This window comes from Pseudomonas oleovorans subsp. oleovorans, assembly GCF_002197815.1.
In the GTDB taxonomy this organism is placed as follows: domain Bacteria; phylum Pseudomonadota; class Gammaproteobacteria; order Pseudomonadales; family Pseudomonadaceae; genus Aquipseudomonas; species Aquipseudomonas oleovorans.
Genome location: NZ_NIUB01000020.1, coordinates 42,276 through 59,873, shown reverse-complemented (window position 1 = coordinate 59,873; position 17,598 = coordinate 42,276). Strand labels below are relative to the sequence as shown.

The 17,598-nt window shown below is 60.0% G+C and carries 15 protein-coding genes; all 15 read left to right on the top strand.

The features are described 5' to 3' along the window. Positions 1-26: 26 nt before the first annotated feature. The 15 genes from PSOLE_RS13495 to PSOLE_RS13425 all read left to right on the top strand — a co-directional run bounded on the left by PSOLE_RS13495 (position 27) and on the right by PSOLE_RS13425 (position 17,576). The gene (locus PSOLE_RS13495) at positions 27-707 is read left to right on the top strand and encodes a type 1 glutamine amidotransferase (protein ID WP_074856399.1); all 681 of its coding nucleotides are present in this window, start codon (positions 27-29) and stop codon (positions 705-707) included. A 19-nt stretch (positions 708-726) separates the two neighbouring features. Then, the gene (locus tag PSOLE_RS13490; RefSeq protein ID WP_074856401.1) at positions 727-2,220 is read left to right on the top strand and encodes an aldehyde dehydrogenase; all 1,494 of its coding nucleotides are present in this window, start codon (positions 727-729) and stop codon (positions 2,218-2,220) included. A gap of 9 nt (positions 2,221-2,229) precedes the next feature. Then, entirely contained in the window at positions 2,230-3,678 is a 1,449-nt protein-coding gene (gabD, locus tag PSOLE_RS13485; RefSeq protein ID WP_074856403.1) for an NADP-dependent succinate-semialdehyde dehydrogenase, read from the top strand. Between the two features lie 80 nt (positions 3,679-3,758). Further along, a complete protein-coding gene (gene gabT, locus PSOLE_RS13480; RefSeq protein ID WP_074856406.1) occupies positions 3,759-5,039 on the top strand; it encodes a 4-aminobutyrate--2-oxoglutarate transaminase in 1,281 nt (426 codons plus the stop codon). Between the two features lie 253 nt (positions 5,040-5,292). Continuing rightward, positions 5,293-6,204, top strand: a complete 912-nt coding sequence (locus tag PSOLE_RS13475) for a LysR family transcriptional regulator (RefSeq protein ID WP_074856408.1) — start codon at positions 5,293-5,295, stop codon at positions 6,202-6,204. Between the two features lie 140 nt (positions 6,205-6,344). Then, entirely contained in the window at positions 6,345-7,802 is a 1,458-nt protein-coding gene (locus PSOLE_RS13470; RefSeq protein ID WP_074856411.1) for a gamma-aminobutyraldehyde dehydrogenase, read from the top strand. Between the two features lie 79 nt (positions 7,803-7,881). Further along, positions 7,882-9,033, top strand: a complete 1,152-nt coding sequence (gene ydcS / locus PSOLE_RS13465; protein ID WP_074856414.1) for a putative ABC transporter substrate-binding protein YdcS — start codon at positions 7,882-7,884, stop codon at positions 9,031-9,033. Positions 9,034-9,194: 161 nt separating this feature from the next. Next, on the top strand, positions 9,195-10,223 hold the full coding sequence (locus PSOLE_RS13460; protein WP_074856416.1) for an ABC transporter ATP-binding protein: 1,029 nt from the start codon (positions 9,195-9,197) through the stop codon (positions 10,221-10,223). A 1-nt stretch (position 10,224) separates the two neighbouring features. Further along, complete coding sequence (locus PSOLE_RS13455) at positions 10,225-11,175, top strand: ABC transporter permease (RefSeq protein ID WP_074856419.1); 951 nt, start codon at positions 10,225-10,227, stop codon at positions 11,173-11,175. Beyond that, entirely contained in the window at positions 11,165-11,971 is an 807-nt protein-coding gene (locus PSOLE_RS13450) for an ABC transporter permease (RefSeq protein WP_074856422.1), read from the top strand. Before PSOLE_RS13455 ends, PSOLE_RS13450 begins: the two co-directional genes overlap by 11 nt. A 41-nt stretch (positions 11,972-12,012) precedes the next feature. Then, positions 12,013-13,437 carry a gamma-aminobutyraldehyde dehydrogenase gene (locus tag PSOLE_RS13445; RefSeq protein WP_074856427.1) on the top strand — a complete coding sequence of 475 codons (1,425 nt, stop codon included), beginning with the start codon at positions 12,013-12,015 and terminating at the stop codon, positions 13,435-13,437. Between the two features lie 216 nt (positions 13,438-13,653). Beyond that, on the top strand, positions 13,654-14,259 hold the full coding sequence (locus tag PSOLE_RS13440) for a dimethylamine monooxygenase subunit DmmA family protein (protein ID WP_074856430.1): 606 nt from the start codon (positions 13,654-13,656) through the stop codon (positions 14,257-14,259). Then, the gene (locus PSOLE_RS13435) at positions 14,256-15,221 is read left to right on the top strand and encodes a PDR/VanB family oxidoreductase (protein WP_074856433.1); all 966 of its coding nucleotides are present in this window, start codon (positions 14,256-14,258) and stop codon (positions 15,219-15,221) included. The genes PSOLE_RS13440 and PSOLE_RS13435 overlap by 4 nt, the downstream gene beginning before the upstream one ends. A 15-nt stretch (positions 15,222-15,236) precedes the next feature. Beyond that, positions 15,237-16,295 carry a heme-dependent oxidative N-demethylase family protein gene (locus tag PSOLE_RS13430; RefSeq protein WP_074856437.1) on the top strand — a complete coding sequence of 353 codons (1,059 nt, stop codon included), beginning with the start codon at positions 15,237-15,239 and terminating at the stop codon, positions 16,293-16,295. 78 nt (positions 16,296-16,373) lie between these two features. After that, entirely contained in the window at positions 16,374-17,576 is a 1,203-nt protein-coding gene (locus PSOLE_RS13425) for an MFS transporter (RefSeq protein ID WP_074856440.1), read from the top strand. The last annotated feature ends 22 nt before the right edge of the window (positions 17,577-17,598 follow it).

Sequence of the window (17,598 nt, the reverse complement as noted above, 5' to 3'; positions counted from 1 at the left end):
TTTTAAATGTTTTACTGAGGCAACCCATGATGACCAAGCACACAACGATCCTGCTCCATGCGGCCAACGACTCTGCCGGAAGCCTTCCAGACCTGCTCAACGAGTTCGGCATCAATCTGGAGATACGCTCCATTGAACAACCGCTGCCAGAGCCAGAGACTCTGGACCTACTCTTTGTTCTGGGCAGTCCCGAGTCGGCCTACGACCATCGTCTCCCCTGGTTAGCGGGTGAACTCCACTGGCTACGCAAGGTGCAAAAATACGGCACACCAACCTTCGGCATCTGCTTTGGCAGCCAGATCCTCTCCCGCGCTCTGGGTGGCGAGGTCTATCGCAACAGCCAACCCGAAATCGGTTGGACCCCCATCGATCCGGCGCCGGCAGGTAGCGCCCTAGAGGGGCCGTGGCTCAACTTCCACTTTGACGCCTTTACGCCACCGCCAGGCGCTATCCTGCTCGGCCGCACCGAACTGGCTGCCCAGGCCTACCGCCAGGGCGACGCGATGGGCGTGCAGTTCCATCCGGAGATCACCCCTGAGATGTTCGATACCTGGATCGATTACTGGAACAGCAGCCCGGAAGGACAACAGTTCATGGCCACCGCTGGGGACCTGCCCGAACGCATGCGCGCAGAAATTACTGAGCGCGAGCCTGAAAACCGCGCGCGCTGTCGCAAGTTGCTGCGCGCCTATCTCGACAGTCTCTAATCACTACATGGAAAACTGCATGAGCACGCTCAGCCGCAACGATTGGGAACAACGCGCCAGCAAGCTAAAAATCGAATCGCGCGCCTTTATCAACGGGCAGTACGTGGACGCCAGCAACGGTGCCACCTTTGATTGCCTTAGCCCCATCGACAGCCGCCTGCTGGCCCGCGTCGCCAGTTGCGAGCTGACCGATGCCGAGCTGGCCGTGGCCAACGCCCGCTCCACCTTCGAGGCCGGTGCCTGGTCGCGCCTGGCGCCAGTCGCACGTAAGCGAATCATGATCCGCTTCGCCGATCTGCTCGATGCCCATGCCGAAGAGCTAGCCCTGCTGGAAACCCTCGATATGGGCAAGCCGATAGGTGATGCCCTGAGCGTCGACGTCCCGGCCGCCTCCTCAGCCCTGCGCTGGAGTGGCGAGGCCATTGACAAGATTTATGACGAAGTGGCCGCCACCCCGCACGACGAACTAGGCCTGGTCACCCGCGAGCCAGTTGGCGTGGTCGCCGCCATCGTGCCATGGAACTTCCCTCTGCTGATGACCTGCTGGAAGCTCGGCCCGGCTCTGGCTACCGGCAACTCGGTGGTCCTCAAACCGTCAGAGAAGTCACCGCTGACTGCCATTCGCCTCGCCCAACTGGCCATCGATGCCGGCATCCCGGCCGGCGTACTCAACGTCCTCCCAGGTTTCGGCCACACGGTCGGCAAGGCCCTGGCCCTGCACATGGACGTCGATACGCTGGTATTCACCGGCTCGACTCGGGTTGCCAAACAGTTGTTGGCCTATGCCGGCGAGTCGAATATGAAGCGCGTCTGGCTGGAAGCCGGCGGCAAAAGTCCGCATATCGTCTTTGCGGACGCCCCGAATCTGCAGGCCGCTGCTGAATCCGCCGCCGCCGCTATTGCCTTCAACCAGGGCGAAGTCTGCACCGCCGGCTCGCGGTTGCTGGTGGAAAACTCTATCAAGGAACAATTTGTCCCCATGGTGGTCGACGCCATCAAGGCGTGGAAGCCCGGTCATCCGCTTGACCCAGCAACCAACGTCGGCGCCTTGGTGGATGCCCAGCAAATGCACAACGTGCTCAGCTACATTCAGGCCGGCCACGATGACGGCGCCAAGCTGGTAGCTGGTGGCAAGCAAGTACTCGATAAAACCGGTGGCTTCTATGTGGAGCCAACCGTGTTTGATGGCGTAAATAACGCCATGCGCATCGCCCAGGAGGAAATCTTCGGCCCTGTGCTATCGGTTATTGGCTTCGACAGCGCCGAAGAGGCTGTCGCAATTGCCAACGACACGGTCTACGGCTTGGCCGCCGCCCTGTGGACCCGCGACCTGTCCAAGGCACACGGCATCAGCCGTGCCCTGCGCGCCGGCAGCGTATGGGTTAACCAATATGACGGCGGCGACATGACCGCACCGTTCGGCGGCTACAAGCAGTCCGGTAATGGCCGCGACAAGTCGCTGCATGCCTTCGACAAGTACACCGAACTCAAAGCCACCTGGATCAAGCTGTAGGAACCCGCCATGCAACTAAAAGACTCCCAGCTGCTGCGTCAGCAAGCCTATATCGACGGCGTCTGGCTCGATGCCGACAGCGGCCAGACCATCAAGGTCAACAACCCGGCCACCGGCGAGATCATCGGCAGCGTGCCGAAGATGGGCACCGCGGAAACCCGTCGCGCCATCGAGGCCGCCGAACGCGCCCTGCCGGCCTGGCGTGCGCTGACCGCCAAGGAGCGTGCGGCCAAGCTGCGTCGCTGGTACGAGCTGATGATGGAGCACCAGGACGACCTGGGCCGCCTGATGACCATGGAGCAGGGCAAGCCGCTGGCTGAGGCCAAGGGCGAGATCGCCTACGCCGCCTCCTTTATCGAGTGGTTCGCCGAAGAAGCCAAGCGCGTCTATGGCGATGTAATCCCCGGCCACCAGCCGGACAAGCGCCTGATCGTGATCAAGCAGCCGATTGGCGTGACCGCCGCCATCACCCCGTGGAACTTCCCCAGCGCCATGATCACCCGCAAGGCCGGCCCGGCCCTGGCCGCCGGTTGCACCATGGTGATCAAGCCCGCTTCGCAGACCCCCTTCTCCGCCCTGGCCCTGATGGTTCTGGCCGAGCGTGCCGGCATCCCCAATGGCGTGCTCAGCGTGGTCACCGGCAGCGCCGGCGAAGTCGGCGGCGAGCTGACCAGCAACCCCATCGTGCGCAAGCTGAGCTTTACCGGCTCCACCGAGATCGGCCGCCAGTTGATGGCCGAGTGCGCCAAGGACATCAAGAAGGTGTCCCTGGAGCTGGGCGGCAACGCGCCTTTTATCGTGTTCGACGACGCCGACCTGGACAAGGCGGTGGAAGGCGCTCTGATCTCCAAGTACCGCAACAACGGCCAGACCTGCGTGTGCGCCAACCGTCTGTATGTGCAGGACGGCATCTATGACGCCTTCGCCGAGAAGCTGGCCGCCGCCGTGGCCAAGCTGAAGATCGGCAACGGCCTGGATGACGGCACCACCACCGGCCCGCTGATCGACGAAAAGGCCATGGCCAAGGTTCAGGAGCACATCGAGGACGCCGTCAGCAAGGGCGCCCGCGTCATGGCCGGTGGCAAGCCCCACGCCCTGGGCGGCAGCTTCTTCGAGCCGACCATTCTGGTCGACGTGCCGAAAAACGCGGCCGTGGCCAAGGAAGAAACCTTCGGCCCGCTGGCACCGCTGTTCCGCTTCAAGGACGAGGACGAGGTGATCGCCATGTCCAATGACACCGAGTTCGGCCTGGCCTCCTACTTCTACGCCCGCGACCTGGGCCGGGTATTCCGCGTGGCCGAGGCCCTGGAATACGGCATGGTTGGGGTCAACACCGGGCTGATCTCCAACGAAGTGGCGCCGTTCGGCGGCGTCAAGGCCTCGGGCCTGGGCCGTGAAGGCTCCAAGTACGGCATCGAGGATTACCTGGAAATCAAATACCTGTGCCTCGGAATCTAAGCCTGGCCCAAATCCATAGCGTGGAAGACCGCACAGCGTCTTCCACCACCTGAACAACCTGCATTCTCGACGAGGACAGCATGAGCAAGACCAACGAATCCCTGATGCAACGCCGCAACGCCGCCGTACCCCGCGGTGTGGGCCAGATCCACCCGATCTTTGCCGACAAGGCCGAGAACGCCACGGTCACCGACGTCGAGGGTCGCGAGTTCATCGACTTTGCCGGCGGTATCGCCGTGCTCAACACCGGCCACCTGCACCCGAAGATCATCGCCGCGGTGCAGGCGCAGCTGGGCAAGCTGACCCACACCTGCTTCCAGGTGCTGGCCTATGAGCCCTATGTGGAGCTGGCCGAGAAGGTCGCCGCACGCGTGCCGGGTGACTTCGCCAAGAAGACCCTGCTGGTCACCACTGGCTCCGAAGCGGTGGAAAACGCGGTGAAGATCGCCCGCGCCGCCACCGGCCGCGCCGGGGTGATCGCCTTTACCGGCGGCTACCACGGCCGCACCATGATGACCCTGAGCCTGACCGGTAAGGTTGTGCCGTACTCGGCTGGCATGGGCCTGATGCCCGGCGGCGTGTACCGCGCCCAATACCCCTGTGAACTGCACGGCGTGAGCGTCGACGATTCCATCGCCAGCATCGAGCGCGTGTTCAAGAACGACGCCGAGCCCCGCGATATCGCCGCCATCATCATCGAGCCGGTGCAAGGCGAGGGCGGTTTCTATGTGGCGCCGAAAGAATTTATGCAGCGCCTGCGCGCCCTGTGCGACCAGCACGGCATCCTGCTTATCGCCGACGAAGTGCAGACCGGCGCCGGTCGTACCGGCACCTTCTTCGCCATGGAGCAGATGGGCGTCGCCGCCGACCTGACCACCTTCGCCAAATCCATCGCCGGCGGCTTCCCGGTGGCCGGCGTGTGCGGCAAGGCCGAATATATGGACGCTATCGCTCCGGGCGGTCTGGGCGGCACCTATGCCGGCAGCCCGATTGCCTGCGCCGCGGCCCTGGCGGTGATGGAGGTATTCGAGGAAGAGAAACTGCTTGACCGCTGCAAGGCCGTAGGCGAGCGCCTGGTCACAGGCCTCAAGGCCATCCAGGCCAAGCACAAGAGCATCGGTGACGTGCGTGCCCTGGGCGCCATGATCGCGGTGGAGCTGTTCGAGAACGGCGACCTGCACAAGCCCAACGCCGCCCTGACCGGCCAGATCGTCGCCAAGGCCCGTGAAAAAGGCCTGATCCTGCTGTCCTGCGGTACCTACGGCAACGTGCTGCGCATTCTGGTGCCGCTGACCGCGCCGGACGCCCAGTTGGATCAGGGCCTGGCCATTATCGCCGAGTGCTTCGACGAAATGGCCTGAATCGCCCCCTACCCCCCAGTGAGTTCCAGTCAGGTGGGGCGGAATATCCACTGCATCACAACAGCGGATGAATAAGTGCCACTCACCCCAGGAGTTGCCTTAACAAGACCCGTACCCACGGGTCTTGGTTTAACTCGTATTGCGGAAACGACGCCGCATGCCAGCGCATAACACTATCAGGCATTGACTTATCACCCATCGAAATAGGAAAACATGTAGCGCCTCATTCTATTTTTACGAAAGGTAAGCAGTAATGATGACCCTCCGGCAGATCCGCCACTTCATCGCTGTGGCCGAGACCGGCTCGATCTCCGCCGCCGCCCAAGCGGTGTTCATCTCCCAGTCCACCCTTACCCTGGCGATCCAGCAACTGGAGGAGGAGATCGGCGTCAGCCTATTCAACCGCCACGCTAAAGGCATGAGTCTGACCCACCAAGGACACCAGTTCCTGCGCCAGGCCCACCTGATCCTGGCGACCTTAGAGAATGCCAAACGCAGCCTGCAACAGAGCACCGAGCAGATAGCCGGGCAATTGACCATAGGTGTGACCAGCCTGGTGGCAGGCTATTACCTGGCCGATCTGATCACCCGCTTCCAGCGCGCCTACCCCAATGTCAGCACCCGTGTAGTAGAGGACGAACGCCCCTATATCGAACACCTGCTGGTCGCCGGCGAGATCGACGTGGGTGTGCTGATACTCTCCAATCTGGAGGATCGCCACGCCCTGCACACCGAGGTTCTTACCCACTCGCCACACCGTCTCTGGCTGCCGGCGCGCCACCCGCTGCTTGATCACGACAGCATCAGCCTGGCTGATATAACCCGCGAACCGCTGATCCAGCTCAATGCTGACGAAATGGGACTGCACACCCAACGCATCTGGAGCCGTGCGGGGCTGACACCCAAGGTCACACTACGTACGGCCTCAGTAGAGGCCGTACGTAGTCTGGTTGCTGCAGGCCTTGGTCTCTCCATCCAGCCAGACATGACCTATCGCCCCTGGTCGCTAGAGGGCGACATTATCGAAGCACGCCCACTAATTGATCTCGGTGAGCCCCTGGACGTCGGCCTTGCCTGGCGAAGGGGCACGGCACGCCCCCCACTGGTAGACCCCTTTTTGACCTTGGCCCGCGAGCAGCCGCACAACCGCAGGGTTTCTATTTAGTCGAATGCTACTTTCAGTATTTCGAATTTGTAGATCACAACCACGGACTCTAGTCTCCTGCTTCAGGAGGCGAGCCGGAACATTGTGGAGTCTCCATGACAGACGCATCGCCCGAAAAAAACAAAAGAAGCCCGACGCCGATGAATGCACTACCCACCTTGCACAGCAAGCTGCTGATCGATGGCCAATTGGTGTCAGGCGCTGGCGCGACCGAGGTCATCCTCAACCCAGCCACCGGCGAGTCTCTCCTAGGTATTGCCGAGGCATCGGCGGAGCAGGTAGAGGCAGCTGTTCAAAGCGCACAGCAGGCCTTCCCGGCCTGGTCGCGCACCACACCCGCACAACGTGCTGGGCTACTCCTGGCTATCGCCGATGCCATAGAGAACAATGCAGGGCAACTGGCCAGGCTTGAATCCCTAAACTGCGGCAAGCCGCTTCATCTAGCCAGTGCCGATGACATCCCCGCCTGTGCCGACGTGTTTCGCTTTTTCGCTGGAGCCGTACGATGCCAGCAAGGTCAGCTGGCAGGCGAATACGTACCGGGACATACCTCGCTGCTGCGCCGCGACCCACTCGGCGTGGTGGCCTCAATCGCCCCCTGGAACTATCCGCTGATGATGGCGGCCTGGAAGATCGCGCCGGCCCTGGCCGCAGGTAATTGCGTGGTCTTCAAGCCCTCCGAGCACACGCCCCTATCAATCCTTGCTCTGGCACCACTACTGGCGAACATTCTGCCGCGCGGTGTACTGAATATTCTCTGCGGCGGCGGTGAAAGCGTCGGCAGTCAATTGGTAGGACATGCCCGGGTGCGCATGGTGTCACTGACCGGTGACATCGTCACCGGTCAGAAGATCCTCCAGGCGGCCGCCCGTACCCTTAAGCGCACCCATTTAGAGCTGGGGGGCAAGGCCCCGGTGATCGTCTGCGACGATGCCGATCTCGATGCCGTAGTCCAGGGTATTCGTGCCTATGGCTACTACAACGCGGGACAGGATTGCACGGCTGCCTGCCGCATCTACGCTCAGGCGTCCATCCATGACCGCCTAGTGGCGCAACTGGGCGAAGCCGTAGCCAGCCTGCGCTTCGCCCGCAAGCAGGACGCCGACAACGAGATCGGTCCACTAATCAGTGCCCGCCAGCGCGACCGGGTTGCCAGCTTCGTCGAGCGCGCACTGGGCCAACCGCACATTGAACGAGTGACTGGCGCTGCGGTGCATTCTGGTGCGGGTTTCTACTACCAGCCAACCCTTCTGGCCGGCTGTCGCCAGACTGACGAGATCGTCCAGCGCGAGGTATTCGGCCCGGTAGTCACCGTGACCCGCTTCGACGAGCTGCAGCAAGCTTTGGACTGGGCCAACGACTCCGAATACGGCCTGGCCAGTTCAGTTTGGACGCGCGACCTGGACAAGGCATTCCAGCTCGCCAATCGCCTGCAGTACGGCTGCACCTGGATCAATACCCACTTCACCCTGACCAGCGAGATGCCGCATGGCGGCCTCAAGCGCTCGGGGTATGGCAAGGACCTGTCGAGCGACTCTCTAGCGGACTACAGCGTGACACGACACATCATGGCGCGGCACGGCCTGCAACTGGTCTGACCAACAATAAATAGCCGGCACTATGCCGCCCCAGCTCCACCACTGCCCCCGATAACAAACCTAGTAAAGAGGGATTCAGATGACCGCCATCAACACCGCAAGCCTCACCGCCCTTGCCATTTCGCTGCTGGCCTCTTACGCGGCCAGTGCTGTCGAACCCATGCAGAGCCTGGGTGAACGGGAAGGCCGCCTCGACATAATCGCCTGGCCCGGCTACATCGAGCGCGGCGACACCGACAAGAACTATGACTGGGTGACCGGCTTCGAGCAGGCCAGCGGCTGTAAGGTCAATGTCAAGACGGCTGCCACATCCGACGAGATGGTCAGCCTCATGGCCAAGGGCGGTTACGACCTGGTCACCGCTTCCGGCGACGCCTCGCTGCGTCTGATCCATGGCAAGCGCGTGCAGCCGATCAACATCGCGCTGATCCCTAACTGGAAAAACCTCGACGAACGCCTGAAGAATGCACCCTGGCATGTAGTCAACGGTCAGCACTATGGAACCCCCTATCAGTGGGGTCCGAATGTGCTGATGTACAACACCGAGGTATTCGATAAGGCACCGCAGAGCTGGAAAGTGGTCTTCGAAGAGCAGACGCTCCCAGATGGCAAGAGCAACCAGGGCCGAGTACAGGCCTATGACGGCCCCATCTACATTGCAGATGCAGCGCTCTACCTGAGGTCCACCAAACCTGAACTTGGCATCACCGATCCCTATCTGCTCAATGAGGAGCAGTACGAAGCGGCCTTGGAACTGCTGCGCCAACAGCACAAGCTGACTCACCGTTACTGGCACGACGTAACCGTGCAAATGAACGACTTCAAGAACGAGGGCGTGGTGGCCTCCAGCGCCTGGAAATATCAGGTCAATGCACTGCAGGCCGAGAAGCAGCCTATTGCCTCCACAGTGCCGAGCGAAGGCGCAACCGGCTGGGCTGATACCACCATGCTGCACGCCCAGGCCAAGCACCCGAACTGCGCCTATGCCTGGATGAACTGGTCACTTGAGCCCAAGTTGCAGGGTGATCTGGCTGCCTGGTTCGGCTCCAACCCTGCCGTGCCTTCAGCTTGCAAAGCTAATGCCCTGCTTACCGACGAAGGCTGCCAGACCAATGGTTTCGATAGCTTCGAGCAAATCGCTTTCTGGAAAACCCCTCAAGCCGAGGGCGGCAAGTACGTACCCTATAGCCGCTGGACCCAGGACTACATTGCGATCATGGGCGGCCGCTGAACTTGCCTGACCCAAAACCAAAATCGCCTTTTCAGCCCTGATACATGAGGGCTGCCTGGCCCACTAGAACCTAACTACAAGCAATTCCCCTTGCCGCAACGACATGCGCCTGCATGCCCCGTGGCGTAGGTACAGCGCTAGGCTATCCGTCTGGAGATGTTATGACAGTTGCCGTTCAATTTACCGATGTATCCCGAGTGTTTGGCGAAGTCAAAGCCGTCGATCAGGTTTCCATCGACATTCAGGATGGCGAATTTTTTTCCATGCTCGGTCCTTCCGGTTCGGGCAAAACCACCTGTCTGCGCCTGATAGCAGGCTTCGAACAGCCCGACAACGGCTCGATCCGAATCCACGGTATCGAAGCCGCCGGTCTGCCGCCCTACCAGCGTGATGTAAATACGGTCTTTCAGGACTACGCACTGTTCCCCCATATGAATGTGCTGGACAACGTCGCCTACGGACTCAAAGTCAAGGGCATGGGCAAAGCCGAGCGCCTGGCTCGTGCCGATGAGGCATTGGCGATGGTCGCTCTGAAAGGCTTCGGTGATCGCAAGCCAGCAGCTATGTCCGGTGGCCAGCGCCAGCGAGTTGCCCTGGCCCGCGCCTTGGTCAACCGCCCGCGGGTACTGCTGCTCGATGAACCACTGGGGGCGCTGGATCTAAAGCTACGCGAGCAGATGCAAAGCGAACTGAAAAAGCTACAGCGCCAGCTCGGCATCACCTTCATCTTCGTCACCCACGACCAAAGTGAAGCGCTGTCAATGTCCGACCGCGTCGCGGTATTCAACAAAGGCCGAATCGAGCAGGTTGATACTCCACGCAACCTCTATATGAAACCTGCCACCCCCTTTGTCGCCGAGTTCGTCGGCACAAGCAATGTGGTGCGTGGCGATTTGGCCAAGCAACTGACAGGCACTCAAGGCGCCTTTTCGATTCGCCCGGAACATGCCCGGCTGGCGGGCAACGAGGCGCTGGCAGCCGACGAGTTGGAAATCAGCGGCCTGCTGCACGACATCCAGTACCAGGGTGCATCCACCCGCTACGAGATCCAACTGGCAAATGGCCAGAGCTTCTGCGTCAGCCGGGCCAACAACCAGTGGGACCTCGGCGATATGCCCGTGCACGGCGGCCAGCAGATCACGGCACGCTGGTCACGGGCAGCCATGGTCAGTCTGCGCGAGGAAGCCTGAGATGAGCCACAGCCTGAGGGCCATCGCCAGCCCGCCCAATGCTGATTGGCTGCGCCGGGTGTCCACCCTGCTCTACCGCAAGCCCAATCTCTATCTGTCGCTTCTGCTGGTACCACCGCTGCTGTGGTTCGGCTCGATCTACCTGGGTTCGCTACTGACGCTGCTGTGGCAGGGTTTCTATACCTTCGATGACTTCACCATGACGGTTCAGCCGACGCTGACCCTGTCCAACTTCGCAGCGCTTCTGAAGCCGGCCAACTTCGACATCATCCTGCGCACCCTGGGCATGGCAGTTGCGGTGACCATCGCCAGCGCCGCGCTGGCCTTCCCGATTGCCTACTACATGGCACGCTACACCTCCGGCAAGACCAAGGCGTTCTTCTACATAGCCGTGATGCTGCCAATGTGGGCCAGCTACATCGTCAAGGCCTATGCCTGGACATTACTGCTGGCCAAGGGCGGCGTGGCCATGTGGTTCATCCAGGCGCTGCATCTTGAGCCGCTGCTGGAGTTCTTGCTCGGTATTCCTGGGGTCGGTGGCAACACCCTTTCAACCTCACATCTGGGGCGTTTCCTGCTGTTCATCTACATCTGGCTGCCGTTCATGATCCTGCCCATCCAGGCTGCACTGGAACGCCTACCCCAATCCCTGTTGCAGGCTTCGGCTGATCTCGGTGCCCGCCCGGCCCAAACCTTCTGGCAGGTGATACTGCCGCTGTCCATCCCGGGCATCGCCGCCGGCTCAATTTTCACCTTCAGCCTGACCCTCGGCGACTTCATTGTTCCGCAACTGATCGGCCCACCCGGCTATTTCATCGGCAGCATGGTCTACGCCCAGCAAGGCGCGATTGGCAATCTGCCCATGGCGGCGGCCTTTACCCTAGTACCGATCGTGCTGATCGCCGTCTATCTGTCCATTGTCAAACGTCTGGGGGCCTTCAATGCACTCTGAGAAAGCATCCTGGGGATTGAAGCTGGCCGCCTGGGGAGGGTTGCTGTTCCTGCACTTCCCTATCCTGATCATCTTCCTGTATGCATTTAACACCGAAAGCTCGGGCTTCAGCTTTCCGCCCCAGGGCTTCACCCTCAAGTGGTTCGGCATAGCCTTTGCTCGGGCTGACGTATTGGACGCAATCAAGCTGTCGCTTCAGGTGGCGGCCCTTGCCACACTGATTGCGATGCTTCTGGGCACACTGGCTGCCGCAGCACTTTACCGGCGCGACTTCTTTGGCAAGGAAAGCATCTCGATGATGCTAATCCTGCCGATCGCCCTGCCAGGCATCATCACAGGCCTGGCCCTGCTCTCGGCCTTCAAGTCACTGGGGATAGAGCCCGGCATCCTGACCATCGTCATCGGCCATGCCACCTTCTGCGTTGTGATCGTCTACAACAACGTCATCGCTCGCTTTCGCCGTACCAGTCACAACCTGATCGAAGCGTCCATGGATCTTGGTGCGGATGGCTGGCAGACATTCCGGTACATCATCCTGCCCAATCTGTCGTCGGCCCTTTTAGCCGGCAGCATGCTGGCCTTTGCGTTGTCATTCGACGAGATCATCGTCACCACCTTCACGGCTGGCCACGAACGCACACTGCCTATCTGGCTGCTCAACCAACTAGCACGACCGCGCGACGTGCCAATCACCAACGTGGTTGCCATGCTGGTGATGATCGTGACCATGCTGCCAATCCTGGCCGCTTACTTCTTGACGCGTAACAACACCGACGTGGCAGGCAGCAGCAAGTAAGCCTGCCCTCTCTTAAACCCCAACTCAGCGAGCAATCAACAATGCAAACTCAGCTGCTTATCAATGGCGAACTGGTCCCCGGTCAAGGCGCCGTTCAACCGATTTTCAACCCTTCACTGGGCACTGTTTTGGTAGAGATAGCCGAAGCCAGTGCAGATCAGGTCGATGCAGCGGTTCTGGCCGCTGACGCCGCCTTCGCCGATTGGTCACAGACCTCGCCGGCGCAACGCTCTGCCTTGCTTTTACAGGTTGCCGATCTGATTGAGAGTAATGCCGAAGGGCTGGCACGCTTGGAATCGCAGAACTGCGGCAAGCCGTATACCAATGCCCTCGGTGACGAACTGCCGGCGATTGCCGACGTGTTTCGCTTCTTTGCTGGCGCCGTGCGCTGCATGCAGGGCTCTGCTGCCGGAGAATACCTGCCGGGTCATACCTCAATGATCCGCCGCGATCCGATCGGCGTGATAGCCTCCATAGCGCCTTGGAACTACCCGCTGATGATGGTTGCCTGGAAACTGGCGCCAGCACTGGCCGCTGGTAACACCGTAGTACTCAAGCCGTCTGAGCAGACACCGCTGACGGCGTTGAAACTGGCCGAACTTATCGCACCGGTATTCCCTGCCGGCGTCATCAACGTGGTCTTCGGCCGCGGCCCGAGCGTTGGTCAGCCCCTGACCACACACCCGAAGGTGAGTATGGTGTCACTGACCGGTTCCGTTCCCACCGGCATCAACATCGTATCCAGTACCGCAGAAACCATGAAACGTACTCACATGGAACTGGGTGGCAAGGCGCCTGTGATCATCTTTGACGACGCCGATATAGACGCCGCCGTTGAAGGCATTCGCACCTTTGGCTTCTACAACGCCGGTCAGGACTGCACAGCCGCTTGCCGTATCTATGCCCAGAAAGGTATCTACGAAAAATTCGTGGCCAAACTCGGTGAAGCGGTCGGCACAATCAAACTGGGCACCCAAGATGAAGATGGCGTAGAACTCGGTCCCCTGATCACCGCCGCCCACCGTGACCGCGTGCTCGGTTTCCTCGAACGTGCCAAGACCGTTCCCCATATTCGTGTGATAACCGGTGGCAAGGCAGCCGATCGCGCGGGCTTCTTCGTCGAACCGACAGTACTGGCCGGCGCTCGCCAGGACGATGAAATCGTGCGGCGCGAAGTATTCGGACCGGTGGTATCGGTCACTGAGTTCGACACCGAGGAGCAAGTTCTGGCCTGGGCTAATGATTCCGACTACGGCCTGGCCAGTTCGGTATGGACTGGTGACGTGGGCCGCGCCCATCGCCTGGCAGCCCGCCTGCAATATGGCTGCACGTGGGTCAACACCCATTTCATGCTAGTCAGCGAAATGCCCCATGGCGGCATGAAGATGTCAGGCTATGGCAAGGACATGTCCATGTATGGTCTGGAAGACTACACGGTGGTTCGCCACGTCATGGTGAAACACTGATACGAAGGTAGCGCTACCAAACGAAGCACTAATGAGTAGAAATGCCCCATAGCGGAGCATCTTGAGAAACACGGCAAGGTGGAAGTGCCTGAAAATTAATACATATGAAACCATATGTTGAATGGCATGACTCCTGCTTTGTTTCACAGGCTAGGGCAAACACTCGCCCCGAGTAGCGGCATGCTCCCCCGTCGATACATGAGAGGTCTTAGTGAAATGCTAATTACAGGAATCAAAAGCCGGCCGGTCTACGACCAATTGCGGCCCATGGCCGGTGGCCTGCGCCACGTGCTCGTTGCACAGGGCAGCGGTGGTAAGGCCATGCTGCGCCTGCTTGGCGAAATGACCGAAGCCCAGCGCCTTGCCACCACCCTGCTTTATTCCACCGAATCCTTCTCCGGGCAGAACCACCTGGGCTCGCTGCGCGACTACTCGGTCGGCGAACTGCGTGAGTTCAGTAGCAATCAGGCTTTGCTCGATGCCCTCAGTGCATTATTGAACCAGGCCACAATGGGTACCCGTCTGTATCTATGCGGCTCTGAAAGTTTTATCGGCATGGCCATGCAAGTGGCCAATACATTCGACCTGAACCGAGATGAAGTTCTGCGCGAAAACAGTGGCACGCTGGTACGGCGTATCTGGTGTGTGCACTGCGACACCTACACCGAAAATGTCACCCAACGCCTGTTCAAGTGCCCCGGCTGTGGGGTCGATCTAATCGTCCGGGATCACTACTCGCGCCGTCTGGCCGCCTTCCAGGCAGTCAAGGCCGATGGTGAAGTTCCAGGCGAACTGCCCGAAGCGGAGGAACTCGACACATGATGTTCAATAACGGAACTCTCAGCGTGCGTATTGCGCGCCTTGAGGATGTCACCCCTGAAATCCGCCGCCTGACCCTGGTATCTCCAGACGGCAACCATCTTCCACCATTCTCCGGTGGCAGCAATATTGTGCTGGTGCTCAAGAACGGTGAGCAGACCATCCGTAACGCCTATTCACTGATGGGATCACCTTACGACTCCAGTTCGTACCAAATCGCTGTTCGCCGGGTCGAAGATGGCCGAGGCGGCTCTCGCTTGGTCCACACATTACGTGAGGGAGACGCCCTGCAGATAAGCGCACCAGTCAACCTGTTCCCACTGGACAAGCACGCCCGCCTGCAACTCTTCATCGCCGGTGGTGTAGGTATCACACCAGTGTTCTCACAACTTGAAGAACTCCGTGTGAAAGATCTGCCCTTCGAGGTGCACTACGCCGTGCGCGGCCCGGAACATGCCGGCCTCGGTCGCGAACTGCAGAAGCGCTATGGCAAGGCCGTTCATCTTTATATCGGTGGAGAAGGCGAAACACTGAATATCAGCAACGTGCTGAGTAATCGTCCGCTGGGCAGCCATGTATACGTCTGCGGTCCAGGACGAATGATCGACGATACCGTCGACGCCGCCCATAAACTTGGCTGGACCGACAGCCACATCCACTACGAGCGCTTTGTCGAACAGGGCTCAACCGGCGAGGCTTTCAGCGTCACCCTGGCACGTGCCGGCATCACTGTGGAAGTGTCGCCGGATCAATCCATGCTCGAAGCTCTCGAAGCGGCAGGACGCCATCCACCCTATCTATGCCGGGGTGGCGCTTGCGGTCACTGCGAAACCACCGTTCTTGAACTCGATGGCGAGATTCAGCACCGCGACGACTGGCTGTCCGATGAGGACAAACAGGCCAACAAGAAAATCATGCCGTGCGTCTCACGGGCCTGTGGCAATCGCCTAGTCGTCGATCTTTAATTTGGGGCAAAACATATGAACACAGCTTTCAAAACAAAAGAAACCTATCGCGATGACTACAGCTATCGCAACAGCCGTGAAGCCGTCCTGCGCCTGCCCTTCCCCTACCCGGAAGACGAGTACATGTACTCGATGAACCTGGAACCGCACGTCAGCGTCGGCGAAGGCGCGATGAAGGCAGCACTGGATATCGATGAACACTACATCAGTGAATGCGCCGAGCGGGCCAAGGCACTGGAAGAGCATCCGGGATTCCACTACGCCTCGCTACCACACATGATGGAAGCACAGTGGGATGTGCTGGAACTGATCATGGAGTCCTACGCACGGAACTTCCCGGAACACTTCAGCCTGGAGAAAAACGGCAGCCAGTGGCGCTGGGTAAACCGCCTGCTGGGGCTGGATCAGAGCTTTATCTTCGGTGACCCAAGCACGCTGCCACTGGAGCCCCTGGAGTACATCACTCGCCAGGCTCAAGGCGAGTTCGTGGTTCTAGAGGAACGTGACAACACCCTCTACATTGGCGCCGGCATGGCCACCCAGCGTGCGGACTACTCGCTGCGCTTCAACCTGGGCATGAGCTTCATGGAGTTCCACGGCCCTGTACCCAAGGTTCAGGAGCTGGGCGTTCTTGATCGTGCGCTAAAGTTCCTCCTGCGCTTGCGCGCCGGCCACCCGGTACGCCGGGTGAACTGGTCAGTGACCGTGCATCCACGCCTGGAAACCTCCGCAGAAACCCTGCCGGACTGGGCGCCTGACCGCACCATCGTGACTGCACAAAACGCTGGCGAGCTGGTAAATCTCCGCATCGAACTTCAACCCCTGCATCGCCTGCCACGCAGCAACGCCATTCTGTTCCCAATCAGAACCTACCTAGTGAGCCTGGCGGAACTGGCCGAATTCGCACCGCAATGGGCCAAGCGCATGCACAGGGTACTCAAGACGCTCGATCAGCAACTGGTCGACTACAAGGGTTTCACCCGCTATCGCGACGCGTCGGTGGCATGGCTGTCGCAATACGACGATGGCCTGCCGGTGGACGCAGAACACCCAGAAAAACCACTTAGCCGCTAAGACGGAACCCTCGCCCTGTTTGGTTCATGCAGGGCTTTCACTGTGCCTAAAACTGCCAACAAAAACTGGAGCACTATCATGAAGAACCTGCGTCATTTCCTACCCGATAATTGGGGACTCGTCCTCTCCGCATTTGCTGCCGCCTATGGCGTTGGCATCCTCAACCTACTTGCACTGCCCTTTCTGATCAGCGCGATCATGAATGACCTTGGTCTGGATGCTGCCCAGGCAGGCTTCCTGATGTCCGCTGAGTTTATATTCACCATGCTTGCGTCCCTGGTGGTCGCTCCCGCTATGGGCCGCGCGCCGCGCCGCACCCTAGCCTTAGGTGGGGCCCTGGTCGTGATTGCGGCCAACCTTGTATCGGCATCCATTACCGATGTGTACTGGCTGGCGGCAGTACGCTGTATCGCCGGCATCGGTGCAGGCTTATGCCTGGCTTGCGGCAATGCATCGGTATCCAGTGCCAAAGACCCAGATAAAGCTGCTGGTCATATGAACATATTGTTCGTAGGCTTGATGGCAATTGTGATGATTGCCTTCGCCGACGCGATGGGCAAGAACGGTCTGGCTGGCCTGTATTACGCCATTGCCGCGACCAATACGCTGATGCTGCTGCTCATCGTATTCATGCCGCAAAAGGCAATATTCCACGCCAACGCTCCACACTTCCACCATGGCGCAAAGCATCAGAACCTGTTCTCGGTGACGGCCGTGTGCATGATGGCTGCGATGTTCTTCTTCTCCATGCGCGACACCATGGGCTGGGCCTTTGTAGAACAGGTCGGTATCAATGTCGGCTACAGCGGCGATGAACTGGGCAAACTGTTCTCTCTACAGTCCGTGATCGGCCTGCTCGGCCCATTGGCTGCAGCCATCATTGGCAAGCGCTTCGGCATGAGCACACCTGTGATCATTGGCATTCTCACCAGCGGCGCAGTCAGCTTGGGCTATGTGCTGGGCGAAAGTTCTAAGCAGATGTACACCATTGCGGTGATGATGATCTCCACCACCTACTTCTATGCATTGGCCTACCTCACCGCACTGGCAGCACAACTGGATCGCGAAGGCCGCATCGCCGCTGCCTCCGGCGCCTTCCTGACCTTAGGCATTGCTGTGGGTCCTGCCTTCACCGGCCTGCTTGCCGAGAGTGGTGGTTTTGCCTTGGTCGGATGGGGCATTGCAGGGGTCATCTTGCTCACCCTGCTGACCGCACTAGCACCCCTGGCTGCGATTCGCCAACAACAGACTACTGCTGAGCCAGTCGCCAGCACCGCCTAACACCCACTGATACCCCACCGGC

Coding starts and splice junctions, on each gene's coding strand:
- PSOLE_RS13495 (WP_074856399.1), top strand. CDS start 27: ATGATGACCAAGCACACAACGATCCTGCTCCATGCGGCCAACGACTCT.
- PSOLE_RS13490 (WP_074856401.1), top strand. CDS start 727: ATGAGCACGCTCAGCCGCAACGATTGGGAACAACGCGCCAGCAAGCTA.
- gabD (WP_074856403.1), top strand. CDS start 2,230: ATGCAACTAAAAGACTCCCAGCTGCTGCGTCAGCAAGCCTATATCGAC.
- gabT (WP_074856406.1), top strand. CDS start 3,759: ATGAGCAAGACCAACGAATCCCTGATGCAACGCCGCAACGCCGCCGTA.
- PSOLE_RS13475 (WP_074856408.1), top strand. CDS start 5,293: ATGATGACCCTCCGGCAGATCCGCCACTTCATCGCTGTGGCCGAGACC.
- PSOLE_RS13470 (WP_074856411.1), top strand. CDS start 6,345: ATGAATGCACTACCCACCTTGCACAGCAAGCTGCTGATCGATGGCCAA.
- ydcS (WP_074856414.1), top strand. CDS start 7,882: ATGACCGCCATCAACACCGCAAGCCTCACCGCCCTTGCCATTTCGCTG.
- PSOLE_RS13460 (WP_074856416.1), top strand. CDS start 9,195: ATGACAGTTGCCGTTCAATTTACCGATGTATCCCGAGTGTTTGGCGAA.
- PSOLE_RS13455 (WP_074856419.1), top strand. CDS start 10,225: ATGAGCCACAGCCTGAGGGCCATCGCCAGCCCGCCCAATGCTGATTGG.
- PSOLE_RS13450 (WP_074856422.1), top strand. CDS start 11,165: ATGCACTCTGAGAAAGCATCCTGGGGATTGAAGCTGGCCGCCTGGGGA.
- PSOLE_RS13445 (WP_074856427.1), top strand. CDS start 12,013: ATGCAAACTCAGCTGCTTATCAATGGCGAACTGGTCCCCGGTCAAGGC.
- PSOLE_RS13440 (WP_074856430.1), top strand. CDS start 13,654: ATGCTAATTACAGGAATCAAAAGCCGGCCGGTCTACGACCAATTGCGG.
- PSOLE_RS13435 (WP_074856433.1), top strand. CDS start 14,256: ATGATGTTCAATAACGGAACTCTCAGCGTGCGTATTGCGCGCCTTGAG.
- PSOLE_RS13430 (WP_074856437.1), top strand. CDS start 15,237: ATGAACACAGCTTTCAAAACAAAAGAAACCTATCGCGATGACTACAGC.
- PSOLE_RS13425 (WP_074856440.1), top strand. CDS start 16,374: ATGAAGAACCTGCGTCATTTCCTACCCGATAATTGGGGACTCGTCCTC.